The sequence below is a fragment of the Arthrobacter sp. NPDC057259 genome (assembly GCF_042668995.1).
Lineage (GTDB): Bacteria > Actinomycetota > Actinomycetes > Actinomycetales > Micrococcaceae > Arthrobacter.
In genome coordinates this window covers 61,489-77,137 of the sequence record NZ_JBHUYA010000011.1, presented here as the reverse complement: position 1 = coordinate 77,137, position 15,649 = coordinate 61,489, and the positions used below count along the sequence as shown (strand labels likewise).

The following is a 15,649-nucleotide window of genomic DNA, read 5'->3' as shown; positions in this document are numbered from 1 at the left end:
CACCACAGGGGCGGCACGATTCGGCAATTTCAACCAATCAATAAAACAATCGGTATCAACAAACTTGGCACACTATTGAGTTCTCAAACAACAGAAGCATTCGAATACTTTTTGAAACAATTTCTTTTGTTTCGCATTTCTTCGCTGCGATGTTTACAGCTTATTTCATTCATTTCTACTTTGCAAATCCGTATTTTCATCCGGAATTCAACTGTAAAAGTGAATCCGCCCAGCAAAAGAGGAGCAATTTCGATTCCCAGCGTCCAGCGCCGGAAGAATTGCTTCTCAATGTTGGGGGTTGGTCACCACTCAGCGGCGGCGACTCAGAAAACACTACACGCTCCCCTCCGGACGTGCAAATCCCGCGGGGGATGGACGTCTGGAGAGGAGCGTGCAGGAGCAACCGGCGGCCGTAGCGGTTAGCGGGAAACCTCCACCGTGGCGAGGTTCTTCTTGCCGCGGCGCAGCAGCAGGTAGCGGCCGTGGAGCAGTTCGGCGTCGGACACCACGGCATCGGGATCGGTGACCTTGACGTTGTTCACGTAGGCGCCGCCCTCCCCCACGGTGCGCCGGGCCGCCGACTTGCTCTCGGCCAGTCCGGTGGCGACCAGCAGGTCGATGATGCCCAGGCTCGAGGCCGGCACGGTGGCGGACGGGAGTTCGGCCGTCGCCGCGCGCAGGGTGTCGGCGTCGAGCCCGGCCAGCTCGCCGCCGCCGAAGACGGCGGCGGAGGCGGCGATGACCTTTTCGGTCGCCTCGACGCCGTGCACCAGGGAGGTCACCTCGTAGGCGAGCTTCCGCTGGCCCTCCCGGGCGAACGGACGCTCGGCCACGGAAGCCTCCAGCGCCTCGATCTCGGCGCGGCTGAGGAATGTGAAGACCTTGAGCCGTGCGGCGACGTCGGCGTCGGCCGTGTTGAGCCAGAACTGGTAGAAGGCGTACGGGCTGCACATCTCCGCATCCAGCCAGATGGCGTTGCCCTCGCTCTTACCGAATTTGGTGCCGTCGGAGTTGGTGATCAGCGGCGTGCCGAGGGCGTGGACGTGCTTGCCCTCCACCTTGCGGATCAGTTCCGTGCCGCTGGTGAGGTTGCCCCACTGGTCCGAGCCGCCGGTCTGCAGCATGCAGCCGTAGTCGCGGAACAGTTGGAGGTAGTCCATGCCCTGCAGGATCTGGTAGCTGAACTCGGTGTAGCTGATGCCCTCTTCCGAGTTCAGCCGGGTGGCGACGATGTCCTTCTTGATCATCGTGCCGACGCGGAAGTGCTTGCCGATGCCGCGGAGGAAGTCGATCGCGCTCAAGGGCGCGGTCCAGTCGAGGTTGTTCACCATCCGGGCGGCGTTCTCCCCCTCGAAGCTGAGGAAGCGCTGCACCTGGCCCTGCAGCCGGCCGACCCATTCGGCGACGGTTTCCGGGGTGTTGAGCACCCGTTCCGCGGTCTGCCGCGGGTCGCCGATCAGGCCGGTGGAGCCGCCCACCAGGCCCAGCGGCTTGTGTCCGGCCAGCTGGAGCCGGCGCATCACCAGCAGCTGGACCAGGTTCCCCAGGTGCAGGCTTGGCGCGGTGGGATCGAAGCCGCAGTAGTACGTAATCGGATCGCCGGCGAGGAGCTTCTCCAGCTCAGTCTCGTCGGTCGAGACGTGGACGAGGCCGCGCCAGGTGAGCTCCTGCCAGATGTTGGCGAAACCCGGGTCGTTCTGCTGGGACTGAAGATCAATTTGCTGGGACACGGAATCAAAGGTAGCAGGGGCGCGCCCCTGCCTACTCCTCGATACCGGCGGGAACCCCGGCGGCGGCGATCAGCCGCAGCCGCTGCGTGGGCCGGGTCATGGCGACGTAGAGGTCCCCTACCCGGCCGTGCTCGTGGTTGAGCATCGCCGAGGGCTCCAGCACCACGACACCGTCGAACTCCAGGCCCTTGGCCTCACGGGGGCTGATCACCACGATGTCCTGCTCGTAGCTGCCCGCCCCGGTGCCGATCCGGCGGCCGTAGACGGACCGGAGCGCCGCCGTCGCCTCGCCGAGCAGCGCGCCGTCGGCGATAACCGCCAGCAGGCCGCCTTCGAGGGCGTCGATCTCCTCGGGCAGGACCTCTACCAGCCGCTCCACCACGGCACCCGGGGCGACCTGGTCAATCACGGGGGCCCAGCGGCCCTCGCGGACGGCCTTGGGCGCGGATACGACCAGACCGGCGGCGTTGGCCATCCTGGCCGCGGCCTCGGCGATCTGGGCCGGGGTGCGGTAGTTGACCGTGAGCTCCTCGAGCTGCCAGCGCTCCCCGAACAGGGGTGCCAGTGCGCTCTGCCAGGACTTGGCCCCGGCGACGGAGCTGGTCTGGGCGATGTCGCCGACGATCGTGAAGGACTTCAGCGGGCAGCGGCGGACCAGCAGCCGCCACTGCATGGGCGAGAGTTCCTGCGCCTCGTCCACCACGATGTGCCCGAAGGCCCACGTGCGGTCGGTGGTGGCGCGCTCGGCCGCGGTGAGCCGGGCCTCGCGTTCCTGGTTCTGGTCGGCCAGCTCCTCGGCGGTGAACAGGGCGTCCACGCCGGCCGCCTCCATGTTGACCAGGGTCTGCTTGGCGTTGGCCAGGTCCCGGGCCCGGTCGTGCTCCTGCTGGGCCAGTCCGCGTCCGGCCGCCGGGTCGAGTTCGCCGAGGAGCTCGGCGGCCTCGTCCAGCAGCGGCACGTCGGCCTCGGTCCAGGGCGCGTCCGCGGGGCGGAGCAGCAGGGCCCGCTCCTCAGCGGTGAGGTTGGGGGCGCAGGCCTCGAGGATGGCGGGCTTGGAGAAGAGTTCGCTGACGAGCTTCTCCGGCGTCATCGGCATCCAGCACAGGTTCAGGGCCACGCGCACGTCGCGGGCGGAGCGGACGTCCTCGGCCAGGTATGAGCGGTCCGCGTTGTTGCCGATGCTGCCGGCTTCGACCAGCTCGGTCATCTGCTCGGTCAGCTCGCGCAGCAGGATTTTGACGAACGTCACGCGCGCCTCGTTGTGCGGCTTGCCGGTGGCGCGGGCCTTGTCCCGGGCCCGGCGGACCTGCCGCGGGGTGAGCACGAGCTTTCGGCCGTCCACCTCGAGGGTGCGGTTGGCGGGGACGATCCGCTGCCGGTTGGCGACCGCGTTCGCGATCACCCCGGCCATGTCCAGGCGGCCCTTGAGCGCGGCGACGTCGGAATCCTCCTCCGCGACGGCGTGGATGCCGGGCATCAGCCGGCCCAGGCTCGCCATCACGACGCCGGTCTCGCCCAGGGAGGGCAGCACGCGTTCGATGTAGTTCATGAACGACGACGACGGGCCGACCAGCAGCACGCCTGCGGTCTTCAGCCGGTCCCGGTGCGTATAGAGCAGGTAGGCGGCGCGGTGGAGGGCGACTGCGGTCTTGCCGGTGCCGGGACCGCCCTGGACCACGAGGGCGCCCGAGATCGAGGAGCGGATGATGCGGTCCTGCTCGGACTGGATGGTGCTGACGATGTCGGACATCCGGCCGGTGCGCTTGGAGTTCAGCGCCGCGAGCAGCGCGCCCTCCCCCTGGAGCGAGTCGTCGTCGGCGAGCATGTCGGCGTCGAGGACGTCATCCTCGATCGCTTTGACCTCCCGGCCCTGCAGGATCAGGTGCCGTCGGCGGCGGACGCCCTGCCGGTCGAACGCGGTGGCCTGGTAGAAGTGGCCGGCCTCGGGGGCACGCCAGTCGACCATCAGCCGCTGCAGGTCCTCGGTGGTGAGGCCGATGCGGCCGATGTACTGCTCCTCGCCGGAGTCGAGGTCGAGGCGGCCGAAGACCAGCCGGTCGTCGACGGCGTCAAGCTGGGCGAGGCGGTCCTCGTACAGGGCGGCGAACGCGTCGCGCTCGGAGACGTTCTGCATGGTGCCGACGGCGCCCGCACGCCGGACCTGGGCCAGCTGGGCCCGCTTTTCCGCCCGCAGTTCATCCAACCGGGCGTACAGGCCGGCCACGTAGTCGCGCTCGTGGGCCAAATCAGCGTCGTGCATGGAACGTTCCCCTATCGAAAAAGACAGACCAACCATTCTACGGCAATTTCGGCAATCTCTCCCGAAATATGTCGGTTTTCTTCCGGCCGGACTTTGCAGGCATTCTACCGACGCGGCCGCGCCCGTCCAGTGACCCGGGCGGCTCCCCCTGCGGCGTGGCTAGAGCCGCAGCAGGGAGTGGATCTGCTGCTGTCCCAGCGCGGCCCGGCCGGCCAGGTCCTCGAGCTCCATCACGACGCCGACGCCAGCGACGGTGATGCCGCAGCGTTCGAACAGCCGCGCCGCGGCGCCAAGGGTCCCCCCGGTGGCCAGCACGTCATCCAGGATGAGGACACGGCTGCCCGGTGCAAGGTCGGTGGTGTGCAGTTCGAGGGTGGCGGTGCCGTATTCCAGCGCGTAGTCCTCCGACACCACGGCGCGGGGCAGTTTCCCGGCCTTGCGGACGGTGATGACGCCGGTGTCGGTGGCGTACGCGGCGGCGGCGGCCAGCAGGAATCCGCGGGCTTCGACCCCGGCGACGGCGTCGAAGGTGCCGACGAAGGGCCGGACCAGGGCGTCGACGACAGCCTTGAACGCGGCGGGGTCGGCAAAGACGGGGGTCAGGTCCTTGAAGGTGATGCCGGGCTTGGGATAGTCCGGCACGGTGGCGCAGAGGCTGTCGATCAGGTGTTCGACGGCGGGGCCGGTCTCGGTCGTGCCGTCGACGGCGGGGCCGGACGCGGTGGTGCCGGTTGCGCTGGCGCCGGTGGACGTACTGGTGTGCTGCTCGATGGAATTCACCGAATAATTCTACCGGCCGGTAGCCGAGCCGCGGGGCCGGGGTTTCGCGGCCTTGTAGCGGGACACGGTCGGGTCCCCGCTGAGCCAGAACCGCCACGGATAGTCGCTGGTGCCGCCCGCCCCGGAGACGCCGACGCGCGGCCCGGAGCTGATGCCCGCGGCCGGACCGGCGGGCAGTTCGAGACGGAAGGGCTCGGCCAGCGCGTCCCGGCCGCTGTCCGCCGTCGTCAGTCCCAGCGCCGTGGCGAGCCGGGCGGGTCCGCTGGCCAGGTCCGCGGGGCTCTTCGACGTCGGCCGCCGCGAGCGGGCCAGCTCCTCCCCCGTAACCACCTCGCCGGCGCGCAGCAGCAGGGCGGACGCCGTGCCCTCGGGGCCGCAGACGATGTTCGTGCAGTGGTGCATGCCGTAGGTGAAGTAGACGTAGAGGTGACCGGCCGGGCCGAACATCGGGGCGTTGCGCCGGGTCTGTCCCCGGAACGTGTGCGAACCCGGGTCCGGGTGGAGTGAGTCCTCCGGGCCGAGGTAGGCCTCCACCTCAGTGATCCGAACGGCCACGTGCCCGGCATGGCTCTCGTGGGTCAGGACGGCGCCGAGCAGCAGCGGCGCGACGGTCCGGGCGTCCCCGGACAACAGGGCGCGCACGGCCGCGGGCGTCAGCGAGGAGTCCATGCTCAGACCGTAGCAAACACGTCCCCGCGCCGGGTCTGCCGGACGGCCCCGGCCGGACACTGCCGGGAGGCCTCACGCCCGTGTCCGATTTCCGCTAGCTTGGCCGTCCGGCGGCTGGCAGGATGGAGGAATGGATTTTTGGCAGCGCTACAGGGCGATCGACGCGCGGGACACCCGGTTCGACGGGCAGTTCTACACGGCGGTCCGCACCACGGGCATCTACTGCCGTCCATCGTGCCCTGCCCGGACGCCCAAGGCTGGCAACGTCACCTTCTACGAGACGTCCGCGGCCGCCCACGAGGCGGGCTACCGCGCCTGCAAGCGCTGCCTGCCCGAGGCGGTCCCGGGCACCCCGGCCTGGAACGTGCGCACCGACGTCGCCGCCCGCGCGATGCGGCTGATCAACGACGGCGTGATCGACCGGGACGGCGTCGAGGGCCTCGCCGCCCGGCTGGGCTACTCGGCCCGGCAGCTGAACCGGATCCTCAGCCACGAACTCGGCGCCGGCCCGCTGGCCCTGGCCCGGGCCAGCCGCGCGCAGACGGCCAGGACGCTGCTGGTCTCGACGCCGATGAAGGCCACCGACGTCGCGTTCGCCGCCGGTTTCAGCAGCGTCCGGCAGTTCAACGACACCATCGCGGAGGTGTTCGCCATGACGCCGTCGGCGCTGCGCGCCACCGCCCGCCATCACGGTCCGGCCCGCCCGGCACCGGGCTCGACGGCCCTGACCCTGAGCCTGCCGTACCGGGCGCCGTTCGACCCCGGGGTTTTCGGTTTCCTGGCCGTCCGTGCCCTCCCTGGGATCGAGGAGGGCACGGACCGGTCCTACGCCCGCACCCTGCGGCTGGCCCACGGGGACGCCCGGTTCCGGGTGGAGTACGCCGCGGAGGAGCGGGGCCGGCCGCTCCGGCTCACCATCGGGGCGGTGGACCTGCGGGACCTGCCGGCTCTGCTCAGCCGTGTCCGCCGGCTGCTGGATCTCGACGCGGACCCGTCGGCGATCGACTCCGCCCTGGGGGCGGACCCCCGGCTGCGGGGCTCGGTGGCCGAGGCGCCGGGGATGCGGATGCCGGGCGCGATCGATCCGCAGGAACTGCTGGTCCGCGCCATGATCGGCCAGCAGATCACCGTCGCGGCGGCCCGCACCGCCCTGTCCCAGCTGTCCGCCTGCGGGCAGGACAGCACAGTCCCCGGGGACGGGCTGGACCGGATGTTTCCCACCGCGGCGGAGATCGCCGGGGGCGGCCGGGAGCTGCTGCGCGGACCACGGCGGCGGATCGACTCGATTCTCGGGGCCGCCGCGGCCATGGCGGACGGCAGCCTGGACTTCGGCTACGGCGACAGCCCGGAGAGCCTGCGCTCGAAGCTCCTGCCGCTGGCCGGCGTCGGCCCCTGGACGGTGGGGTACGTGTCCATGCGCGTGCTCGGCGCCCCGGACGTGTTCCTGGCCAACGACGCCGCCGTCCGCAACGGCGTCCGGTCGCTCGCCGCGGCCGCCGGTTCCGTGGCAGGGTCCTCGCCCGACCCCGGCACCGGCACCGGCTCCGGCTCCGTCCCGGGCTCCCCCACCCTGTCCCCCGATTTCAGCGAGGTCAGCCCGTGGCGTTCCTATGCCACCATGCACCTCTGGCGCGCGGCGGCAGCGGCGCAGGCCGCAGCTCGAACCTCCACCAAGCCACGAAAGAAAGCAACGACATGACGGCCCAGCTCCTGACCCTGTCCACCCCGGACGGTCCCTTCACCATCATCGCCCGCGACGGCGCCGTCCTGGCCTCGGGCTGGACGGCGGAAGCGGGCGCCCTGACCGGCCAGATCCACCCGACGCTGCGGCCCACCGAATACCAGGATGTGTCCGGCCTGGGCGCGATCTCGGCGGCGGTCGAGGAGTTCTACGCCGGCAGCCCGGAGGCTGCCATGGCGGTGCCGGTACTGCAGAAATCGGGCCCGTTCCGCGCCCACGCCTGGGACATGCTCCGGACCGTCGCCGCCGGACACCCGGTGACCTACACCGAGTACGCGGAACTCGCTGGCAACGCCAAGGCGGTCCGGGCCGCGGCCAGCGCCTGCGCGTTCAATGCCGCCGCGCTCTTCGTCCCCTGCCACCGGGTCATCCGCACCGACGGGACCCTGGGGGGCTTCCGCTGGGGCCTGCCCGTCAAGGAAAGCCTGCTGGCACGCGAGGCCGGGCAGGCGCCCCGGGGTTAGGTGCCCCGTACCCTGCCTGCTACTTAGTGACGGGGACTCCCGCCGGCCAGGGCAGCAGGGCCGGAAGGTCGACGCCGTCGGCCGCCGCGGTGGCGCGCAGGCTGCCCAGGGTGGCGGTTCGCCCGGCCAGCCAGGCCGCGATGTCGGTCAGCATCCCGTTGATGGCGGTGGAGCGGCCGCCCGGCGCGCCGATGGCGACGGAGGGCAGGCCGAGCGGCTGCAGCACGAACCGCTGCCCCTCGGGCACCCGCGCGGCCAGGAAGTCGAAGAGGTGCTCGCAGAACGGCCGGCTCCAGGTCTCCGGGCCGCGGCCCGTCCCAAGGTCCGTGGCGTGGATGGTCAGCTCGCGCCAGAGCGCCAGGCCGCCGTCGAGGACGACGCCGTCCCGGAACGTGATGGGCGCCCGCCAGCCCGCCTCGTCGAGAGAACCGAAAGTGGCCAGCGCCCGGTCGATGGCCGCGCCAACGGCGGCGCGGTGCTGGTCCGCGCCGTGGCCGGCGGCCAGTTCAATGGCCCGGTTGCGGCCTTCGAAGCCGCCGTCGTAAAGCTCGACGCGTTCCCCGCGGGTGGCGTGCTCCACCTGCCGGGCCATGGCGTTGGCAATCCCGTTGATGTGGGCCAGGACATGGCCGCGGGTCCAGCCGGGCAGTTCCGACGGCGCGGCCACCGCGGCGTCGTCCAGCCCGGCGGCGACTCCGGTCACGACGTCGGCGGCGCGGCGAAGTTCTGCCAGAAGGTTTTCGGGGGTGATGGAAGTCATGGCGCCCATCCTAACGGAGCACTTTGATTAATCCGGATTAACCGGGGTACTGCGCCGCGGACGGGATTCGCGGCGGTTAGAACGGGCCGTAGCGGTGCCGGATATGCCGCCGGTCATGGCGGGCCTGCCAGAATTCCAGCTCCCTGGGCCGTAGCGCGTACAGCTGCCAGGCAGGGTTGGTGCTGCCGTCGGCACCGGGCCGGGCGTCCCAGTCGGCGGCGGAGGCCTCGGCGGAAAGCTCATGGACCTCGCCGGCAACGCGGACCTGCCGGCCGAGCGGCTGCCAGAAGAAGTTCAGCGCCGCGTTGGGGTTGGCGGCAAGTTCCCGGCCCTTGCGGGACTCGCGGGAGGTGGCGAAGTGCCAGCCGGCGTCGTCGATGTCCTTGAGGATCAGCATTCTGGCCGAGGGGCGGCCCTGCGCGTCGGCGGTGGCCAGGCTGCAGGCATTGGGCTGCGGCACCCCGGCGGCCAGGGCCTCGTCGAACCACTGCCGGAACAGCTGCTCCGGGTCCTCCGGGACCAGCTCCGGATCAAAGTCGGGAAGCTCGGCCGGGAAGTCTGGCAGGGCGCGCAGCATGCGCCGGAAGGATTCGCTCATGCCGTCATGCTAGAGCGGGAAACTCCAGCGGCCAACGCAGAACGCTCCCTCACCTTTGGCAGGAAATCCACCGACGCTCCTGCAACGGGTGCAGGAGCGTCGGTGGAAACGCTGCCAGAAGTGAGGGAGCGTCCGGAGGGGCTAGCCGGCGTAGGCGCGCACGCCTTCCAGCTCGGCCTCGAGCGCCTGCAGCTGGCGTTCGACGGCGGCCGGGGCGGTGCCGCCCTGGGAGTTGCGGCTGTTCAGCGACCCCTCCGTGGACAGGACCGTGCGGACCTCCGGCGTGAGGTGCTCCGAGATGGCCGCGTATTCCTCGTCGGTCAGGTCCCAGAGTTCGACGCCGCGGCTTTCGGCCTGCTTGACGGCGGCACCGGAGAGCTCGTGCGCCTCGCGGAACGGCACGCCCTGGCGGACCAGCCATTCGGCGATGTCTGTGGCCAGCGCGAAGCCCTGGGGTGCCAGGGACTCCATCCGCTCGGTGTTGAACGTCAGGGTCGCGATCATGCCGGAGACGGCCGGGAGCAGCAGCTCCAGGGTGTCGGCGGCGTCGAAGACCGGTTCCTTGTCCTCCTGCAGGTCCCGGTTGTACGCCAGCGGCAGGCCCTTAAGGGTGGCCAGCAGCCCGGTCAGGTCGCCGATCAGGCGGCCGGCCTTGCCGCGGGCCAGCTCGGCCACGTCCGGGTTCTTCTTCTGCGGCATGATCGAGGAGCCGGTGGAGTAGGAATCATCCAGGGTCACGAAGGAGAACTCCTTGGTGGCCCAGAGGATCACTTCCTCCGAGACCCGGGACAGGTCCACCCCGATCATGGCGGAGACCCAGGCGAACTCGGCGAAAACGTCGCGCGCTGCGGTGCCATCGATCGAGTTGTGCGCCGCGGAGAAGAAGCCCAGGTCCGCGGCGACGGCCTCAGGATCCAGGCCCAGCGAGGACCCGGCCAAGGCGCCGGAGCCGTAGGGCGACACGCCGGCGCGTTTGTCCCAGTCGGCGAGCCGCTGCACGTCGCGCAGCAGCGCCCAGGCGTGGGCCAGCAGGTGGTGGCTGAGCAGCACCGGCTGGGCGTGCTGGAGGTGCGTCCGTCCCGGCATCGCCACGCCGTGGTGGGCCTTGGCCTGGTCCACCAGCGCGTCGATCGTGGCGAGCACGCCGCGGGCGATGATCCGGGCGTGGTCGCGCAGGAACATCCGGCCCAGGGTGGCCACCTGGTCGTTGCGGGACCGGCCGGCGCGAAGCTTGCCGCCCAGCTGGGGCCCGGCCCGCTCGATCAGGCCGCGTTCGAGCGAACCGTGCACGTCCTCGTCGGATTCGGCCGGGGTGTACGCGCCGGAGGCGACGTCCGCGTCCAGCCGGTCCAGGGCGTCCAGCATGCCGGCCAGCTCGCCGTCGTCGAGCAGCCCGGCCTTGTGCAGCACGCGGGCGTGCGCCTTGGACCCGGCGATGTCGTAGCGGGCCAGCCGCCAGTCGAAGTGCGTGGACTTGCTCAGCGCGGCGAGGGCGTCCGCGGGGCCGCCGGCGAACCGGCCGCCCCACAGCGCGCCGGTGTTCGTGGCTTCCGACTTTTGCTCAGCCACAGGGGCTACTTTCCGGCGACGCGGATGTCGCGGCCGGAGGCGACCTTGGCGGACATGCCCCACAGCTCGATGAAGCCGCGCGCCATGGACTGGTCGAAGGTGTCGCCGGTGTCGTAGGTGGCGAGGTCGAAGTCGTACAGCGAGGTGTCCGAGCGGCGGCCGGTGACGACGGCCTGGCCGCCGTGCAGGGTCATGCGGATGTCGCCGGAGACGTACTTCTGGGTGTCCTCGATGAAGGCGTCCAGGGAGCGCTTGAGCGGGGAGAACCACTGGCCGTCGTAGACCAGCTCGGACCAGCGCTGGCCGACAGTGGCCTTGAAGCGGGCCTGCTCGCGCTCGATCGTGACGTCTTCGAGGTGCTTGTGCGCGGTGATCAGCGCCATGGCGCCGGGGGCCTCGTAGATTTCGCGGGACTTGATGCCGACGAGGCGGTCCTCGACGACGTCGATGCGGCCCACGCCCTGGGCGCCGGCGCGGCGGTTCAGTTCCTGGATGGCCTGCAGCGGGGTGACCTTGACGCCGTCGATCGCGACCGGGATGCCGGCGTCGAAGGAGATGATGACCTCGTCCGGGGCCGGGGGGAACTCCGGGGTGGCGGTGTAGTCGTAGATGTCCTTGGTGGGACCGTTCCAGATGTCCTCGAGGTAGCCGGTCTCGACGGCGCGGCCCCAGACGTTCTGGTCGATCGAGTACGGGTTCTTCTTGGTGGTCTCGATGGGCAGGCCCTTTTCCTCGGCGAAGGCGATGGCCTTGTCGCGGGTGAGCGCCAGGTCGCGGACCGGGGCGATGCACTTCAGGTCGGGGCCGAGGGTCTGGATGCCGACCTCGAAGCGGACCTGGTCGTTGCCCTTGCCGGTGCAGCCGTGGGCCACCGTGGTGGCGCCGAATTCGCGGGCGGCCTTGACCAGGTGCTTGACGATCACCGGGCGGGAGATCGCGGAGACCAACGGGTAGTGGCCCTGGTACAGGGCGTTGGCCTTGAGGGTGGGCATGCAGTATTCGTTGGCGAACTCGTCGGAGGCGTCGGCCACGTAGGCCTCGACGGCGCCGCAGCCGAGGGCGCGCTGGCGAATGGTCTCCAGCGACTCGCCGCCCTGTCCGACGTCGACCGCCACGGCGATGACCTCGGCGCCGGTCGCTTCACCGATCCAGCCGATGGCCACGGAAGTATCGAGGCCACCGGAGTAGGCCAGCACAATACGCTCAGTCACTTCAAATGCTCCTTATGTTGGGGAATTCTGTTGGGTCGTTGGTACAAGTGTGCGCCACGGACGGCCGGTCTATTGGCCGGTTTCGTCGGCCATGGCGAGGAAGCGGGCGGCGACGTCGGCCCCGCCGGCCGGGTCGCGGGTGACCAGCAGGACGGTGTCGTCGCCGGCGATGGTACCCAGGATGGACGGCATCACCGAGTGGTCGATCGCCAGGGCGAGGAAGTTCGCGGCTCCCGGCGGGGTCCGGAGCACCACGAGGTTTCCGGAGGCCTCGGCGGTGACCAGCAGTTCGCCGCAGAGCCGGGCGAGGCGCGCGTCCAGGATTTCCTGGGTAACGCCACTCTTGGCGCCGCGTTCGCCGCCCTCGCCGGGGACCGCGTAGACCAGGACACCTTCCTTGCCGCGGACCCGGACGGCGCCGAGTTCCACCAGGTCCCGGGACAGGGTGGCCTGGGTGACCTGCACGCCGTCGTCCGCCAGCAGGGCCGCTAGCTCGGCCTGGGAGCGGACGGATTCGCCGGTCAGGATCGCGGCGATCCGGGCCTGGCGGGCCGTCTTGGTGGCCGGGCTGGCGCCCTGCGCGGCGGGCTGGACGGACATCAGTCCGCCCCGTCGACCGGTGCCAGGCCCTCGACGACGGCGAGGCCGGAACGGTGCATCAGCCAGGCCATCAGGGCCTTCTGCGCATGCAGCCGGTTTTCGGCCTCGTCCCAGACCACTGACTGCGGGCCGTCGATCACGCCGGCGGAGATCTCGTAGCCGCGGTAGGCGGGCAGGCAGTGCAGCACGACGGCGTCGGGCGCGGCAAGGGTCATGGCGTCCTCGTCGACGGAGTAGTCCCGGAACAGCTGCATCCGGGCTTCCTTCTCGTCCTCCTGGCCCATGGAGACCCAGGTGTCGGTGGCGACGACGTCGGCGCCGCGCAGGGCCTCGGCGGCGTCGGCCGTGATGAGAACGGAGCCGCCGGTCCCGGCGGCGCGTTCCTCGGCGGCGGCGACGATCTCCGGCGCCGGCAGGTAGCCCTCCGGGCCGCTGATCCGAACGTGCATGCCGGCGGTGACGCCGGCCAGCAGGTAGGAGTTGGCCATGTTGTTGGCCGCGTCGCCGAGGTAGCTCATGGTCAGGCCGGCGAGGGACCCCTTGTGCTCCTTGATGGTCAGCAGGTCGGCCAGGAGCTGGCACGGGTGGTAGTCATCGCACAGGGCGTTGATGACGGGGACGGCGGAGTTCGCGGCCATGGCGACCAGTCCCTGGTGCGCGCCGGTGCGCCATACGATCGTGGAGACCATGCGTTCGAGAACCTTTGCGGTGTCCTCGACGGATTCCTTGTGGCCGATCTGGGCCTCGCCGGGGTTGATGATCAACGCGTTGCCGCCCATGTCCGCGACGCCGGTGGCGAAGGAAACCCGGGTACGGGTGGAGGTCTTGTCGAAGATGACGGCGACGGTCTTCCGGCCGCTGGCCTCGGCGGCGTAGGGCTGCACGTTGTACGGGGCGGCCTTCATCCGGACGGCCAGGTCCAGCACCTCGGCCTGCTCGGCCGGGGTCAGGTCCGTGTCCTTGAGGAAGTGGCGGGTCTTCGGCTTCGACATGGCAGTTTCGGTCACTGGGCGTCCTTTGCGGTCTGGAGGAGGGCCGGCAGTGCGGCCAGGAAGCTGTCCGCCTGCGCCTCGGTAAGGATCAGCGGCGGGGCCAGGCGGATGGTGTGCGGGCCGGGGCTGTTGATGATGAACCCGGCGTCCAGGGCGGCGGCGACGACGGCGGGAGCGACATCGGCGTCGAGGTCGAAGCCGATGAGCAGCCCTTCGCCGCGGACCTCGATGACGCCGTCGATCCCGGCGAGGCCGGCGCGCAGGCGCTCCCCCACCTCCCGGACGTGGGCGAGCACCTGCTGGTTCTCCAGCACGTGCAGGGTGGCCAGGGCGGCCGCCGTGGCCACGGGGTTTCCGCCAAAGGTGGTGCCGTGTTGGCCGGCGGTGAGCAGCGCCGAGACCTCCGGGCCGTAGGTGATAAGGGCCCCGATCGGGAAGCCGCCGCCGAGTCCCTTGGCGAGGGTCACGGCGTCGGGCACAATCCCGGCGTCCTCGCTGGCCAGCCACTTCCCGGTCCGGCCGATGCCGGTCTGGACCTCGTCCAGGATCAGCAGCGCGCCGGCGGCGCTGGTGGCCTCGCGGGCGGCCTTGAGGTAGCCGGCCGGCAGGGGCCGGACGCCGGCCTCACCCTGGATGGGTTCGAGGATGACGGCGGCCGTGGTGCCGTCGATCTCGGCCAGCAGGGCGTCGATGTCGCCGAACGGGACGTGGACGACGCCGCCGGGCAGGGGCGCGAAGGGGGCCCGGTAGGCCTCCTTGTAGGTCAGCGCCAGCGCGCCCATGGTCCGGCCGTGGAAGGCGCCCTCCAGCGCGATGATCTTGGTGCGCGGGGCCTCTCCATTGTCCGGGCCGGCGCCCGTGTTGCGGCGGGCGAGCTTGAACGCGGCCTCCACGGCCTCGGTGCCGGAGTTCGCGAAGAAGACCTTGGACCCGGCGGGGGCCTTGGCGATCTCCAGCAGCTTCTCGGCCAGGGCCACCTGGGTGGGGCTGGTGAAGAAGTTGGAGACGTGGCCCAGGGTGGAGAGCTGGCTGGAGATCACCGAGGTGACGAAGGGGTGGGCGTGGCCGAGGGCGTTGACGGCGATGCCGCCGAGCAGGTCCAGGTATTCCCTGCCGTCGGCGTCCCAGACCAGGCAGCCCGCGCCGCGCACCAGCACCCGCTGGGGCGCCCCGAAGACGCCCAGCAGCGAGGACGAGTAGCGCGAGAGCCACTGCGCACCGCTGGCGTGCGAAGCGACGAGCTCCCCCACTGCCGAGTGCTCGAGGTCCATGGACGGTGGAGTTTCACGCTGGGTCATTTGTTTTCCTCATCGGGGACGACCTGGGTGCCGATGCCGGCGGTCGTAAAGGTTTCCAGGAGCATCGAGTGGGCCAGCCGGCCGTCGACGATGTGGGCGCGTTCGACGCCGTCGTCGACCGCCTTCAGGCAGGCCGCCATCTTCGGGATCATGCCGGACTCCAGGCGCGGCAGCATCCCGCGCAGCTCGGAGGCGGTCAGCGAGGAGATCAGCGAGGACTTGTCCGGCCAGTTCGCGTAGAGGCCCTCGACGTCGGTCAGGATGACCAGCTTGGAGGCGCCCAGGGCGGAGGCGACGGCCGCGGCCGCGGTGTCCGCGTTGACGTTCAGGACCTGCCCGGTGGTGGAGCCGTCCTCCTCGATTTCGGGGGCAACGGTGGAGATCACGGGAATCCGGCCCGCGGCGATGATGTCCAGGATGCCCTCGGGGTTCACGCCGACGACCTCGCCCACCAGGCCCAGGTCCACGTCCTCGCCGTCGACCACGGTGCCGGTCCGGACGGCCTGCAGCAGGCCGCCGTCCTCGCCGGACATGCCGACGGCGTAGGGGCCGTGGGAGTTGATCAGGCCCACCAGTTCCCGGCCCACCTGGCCGGTGAGGACCATCCGGACCACGTCCATGGCCTCGGGCGTGGTGACGCGCAGCCCGCCCTTGAACTCGGATTCGATCCCGAGCCGGCCGAGCATGGCGTTGATCTGCGGGCCCCCGCCGTGCACCACCACGGGGTGGATGCCGACGTGGTGCAGGAAGACCACGTCCTCGGCGAAGGCGCGGCGCAGCTCGTCGTTGACCATAGCGTTGCCGCCGTATTTGATCACCATGGTGGTGCCGGCGAAGCGCTGGATCCAGGGCAGCGCCTCGATCAGCGTGCCGGCCTTGTCCTGCGCGTCCGCCATGGAGGTGGTCTCGCGGGCTTCGGTGCTCATGGTCGGTGGTCCCTTCCGGGTGGTGGGGTGTTCGTCGGGTGGTGTCCGGCG

At 70.5% G+C, this 15,649-nt stretch carries 15 protein-coding genes; 3 read left to right on the top strand and 12 right to left on the bottom strand.

Annotation, left to right across the window (positions count from 1 at the left end):
• A partial coding sequence (locus tag ACFUCU_RS16080; RefSeq protein WP_377973452.1) for a hypothetical protein occupies positions 1-423 on the top strand: 423 nt, incomplete at its 5' end.
• Here ACFUCU_RS16080 and tyrS read toward each other — a convergent pair.
• The 4 genes from tyrS to ACFUCU_RS16060 form a co-directional block, all read right to left on the bottom strand.
• Entirely contained in the window at positions 420-1,730 is a 1,311-nt protein-coding gene (gene tyrS, locus ACFUCU_RS16075; protein ID WP_377973451.1) for a tyrosine--tRNA ligase, read from the bottom strand. The two genes, ACFUCU_RS16080 and tyrS, sit on opposite strands and share 4 nt — an antisense overlap.
• A 31-nt stretch (positions 1,731-1,761) precedes the next feature.
• Positions 1,762-3,990: an AAA family ATPase gene (locus tag ACFUCU_RS16070; protein ID WP_290258264.1), complete on the bottom strand. Its 2,229-nt coding sequence runs from the start codon at positions 3,988-3,990 to the stop codon at positions 1,762-1,764.
• A 159-nt stretch (positions 3,991-4,149) separates the two neighbouring features.
• Positions 4,150-4,656 (bottom strand): adenine phosphoribosyltransferase, encoded by a 507-nt coding sequence (locus tag ACFUCU_RS16065; protein ID WP_377973455.1) that lies wholly within the window; start codon positions 4,654-4,656, stop codon positions 4,150-4,152.
• Between the two features lie 123 nt (positions 4,657-4,779).
• Positions 4,780-5,439 (bottom strand): DNA-3-methyladenine glycosylase, encoded by a 660-nt coding sequence (locus ACFUCU_RS16060; RefSeq protein ID WP_290258265.1) that lies wholly within the window; start codon positions 5,437-5,439, stop codon positions 4,780-4,782.
• A gap of 130 nt (positions 5,440-5,569) precedes the next feature.
• On the opposite strand from ACFUCU_RS16060, the gene ACFUCU_RS16055 reads away from it, so the two are divergent.
• Together ACFUCU_RS16055 and ACFUCU_RS16050 are read left to right on the top strand one after the other, a co-directional pair.
• Entirely contained in the window at positions 5,570-7,138 is a 1,569-nt protein-coding gene (locus tag ACFUCU_RS16055) for a DNA-3-methyladenine glycosylase 2 family protein (RefSeq protein WP_377973450.1), read from the top strand.
• A complete protein-coding gene (locus tag ACFUCU_RS16050) occupies positions 7,135-7,644 on the top strand; it encodes a methylated-DNA--[protein]-cysteine S-methyltransferase (RefSeq protein WP_377973449.1) in 510 nt (169 codons plus the stop codon). The genes ACFUCU_RS16055 and ACFUCU_RS16050 overlap by 4 nt, the downstream gene beginning before the upstream one ends.
• A gap of 19 nt (positions 7,645-7,663) precedes the next feature.
• Here ACFUCU_RS16050 and ACFUCU_RS16045 read toward each other — a convergent pair whose 3' ends face one another.
• The 8 genes from ACFUCU_RS16045 to argB all read right to left on the bottom strand — a co-directional run bounded on the left by ACFUCU_RS16045 (position 7,664) and on the right by argB (position 15,598).
• Positions 7,664-8,404 carry a maleylpyruvate isomerase family mycothiol-dependent enzyme gene (locus tag ACFUCU_RS16045; RefSeq protein WP_377973448.1) on the bottom strand — a complete coding sequence of 247 codons (741 nt, stop codon included), beginning with the start codon at positions 8,402-8,404 and terminating at the stop codon, positions 7,664-7,666.
• 76 nt (positions 8,405-8,480) lie between these two features.
• Positions 8,481-9,002 (bottom strand): pyridoxal 5'-phosphate synthase, encoded by a 522-nt coding sequence (locus ACFUCU_RS16040; protein WP_377973447.1) that lies wholly within the window; start codon positions 9,000-9,002, stop codon positions 8,481-8,483.
• Between the two features lie 141 nt (positions 9,003-9,143).
• Positions 9,144-10,571, bottom strand: a complete 1,428-nt coding sequence (gene argH / locus ACFUCU_RS16035; RefSeq protein WP_377973446.1) for an argininosuccinate lyase — start codon at positions 10,569-10,571, stop codon at positions 9,144-9,146.
• Positions 10,572-10,576: 5 nt separating this feature from the next.
• Complete coding sequence (locus tag ACFUCU_RS16030) at positions 10,577-11,782, bottom strand: argininosuccinate synthase (RefSeq protein ID WP_377973445.1); 1,206 nt, start codon at positions 11,780-11,782, stop codon at positions 10,577-10,579.
• Positions 11,783-11,851: 69 nt separating this feature from the next.
• Positions 11,852-12,382: an arginine repressor gene (locus ACFUCU_RS16025; RefSeq protein WP_290258273.1), complete on the bottom strand. Its 531-nt coding sequence runs from the start codon at positions 12,380-12,382 to the stop codon at positions 11,852-11,854.
• Positions 12,382-13,374, bottom strand: coding sequence for an ornithine carbamoyltransferase (gene argF / locus ACFUCU_RS16020; protein ID WP_377973454.1), 993 nt, complete (start codon positions 13,372-13,374; stop codon positions 12,382-12,384). The genes ACFUCU_RS16025 and argF overlap by 1 nt, the downstream gene beginning before the upstream one ends.
• A gap of 11 nt (positions 13,375-13,385) precedes the next feature.
• On the bottom strand, positions 13,386-14,645 hold the full coding sequence (locus ACFUCU_RS16015; RefSeq protein ID WP_377973453.1) for an acetylornithine transaminase: 1,260 nt from the start codon (positions 14,643-14,645) through the stop codon (positions 13,386-13,388).
• A 23-nt stretch (positions 14,646-14,668) separates the two neighbouring features.
• Positions 14,669-15,598 (bottom strand): acetylglutamate kinase, encoded by a 930-nt coding sequence (gene argB / locus ACFUCU_RS16010; protein ID WP_377973444.1) that lies wholly within the window; start codon positions 15,596-15,598, stop codon positions 14,669-14,671.
• Positions 15,599-15,649 lie beyond the last annotated feature (51 nt).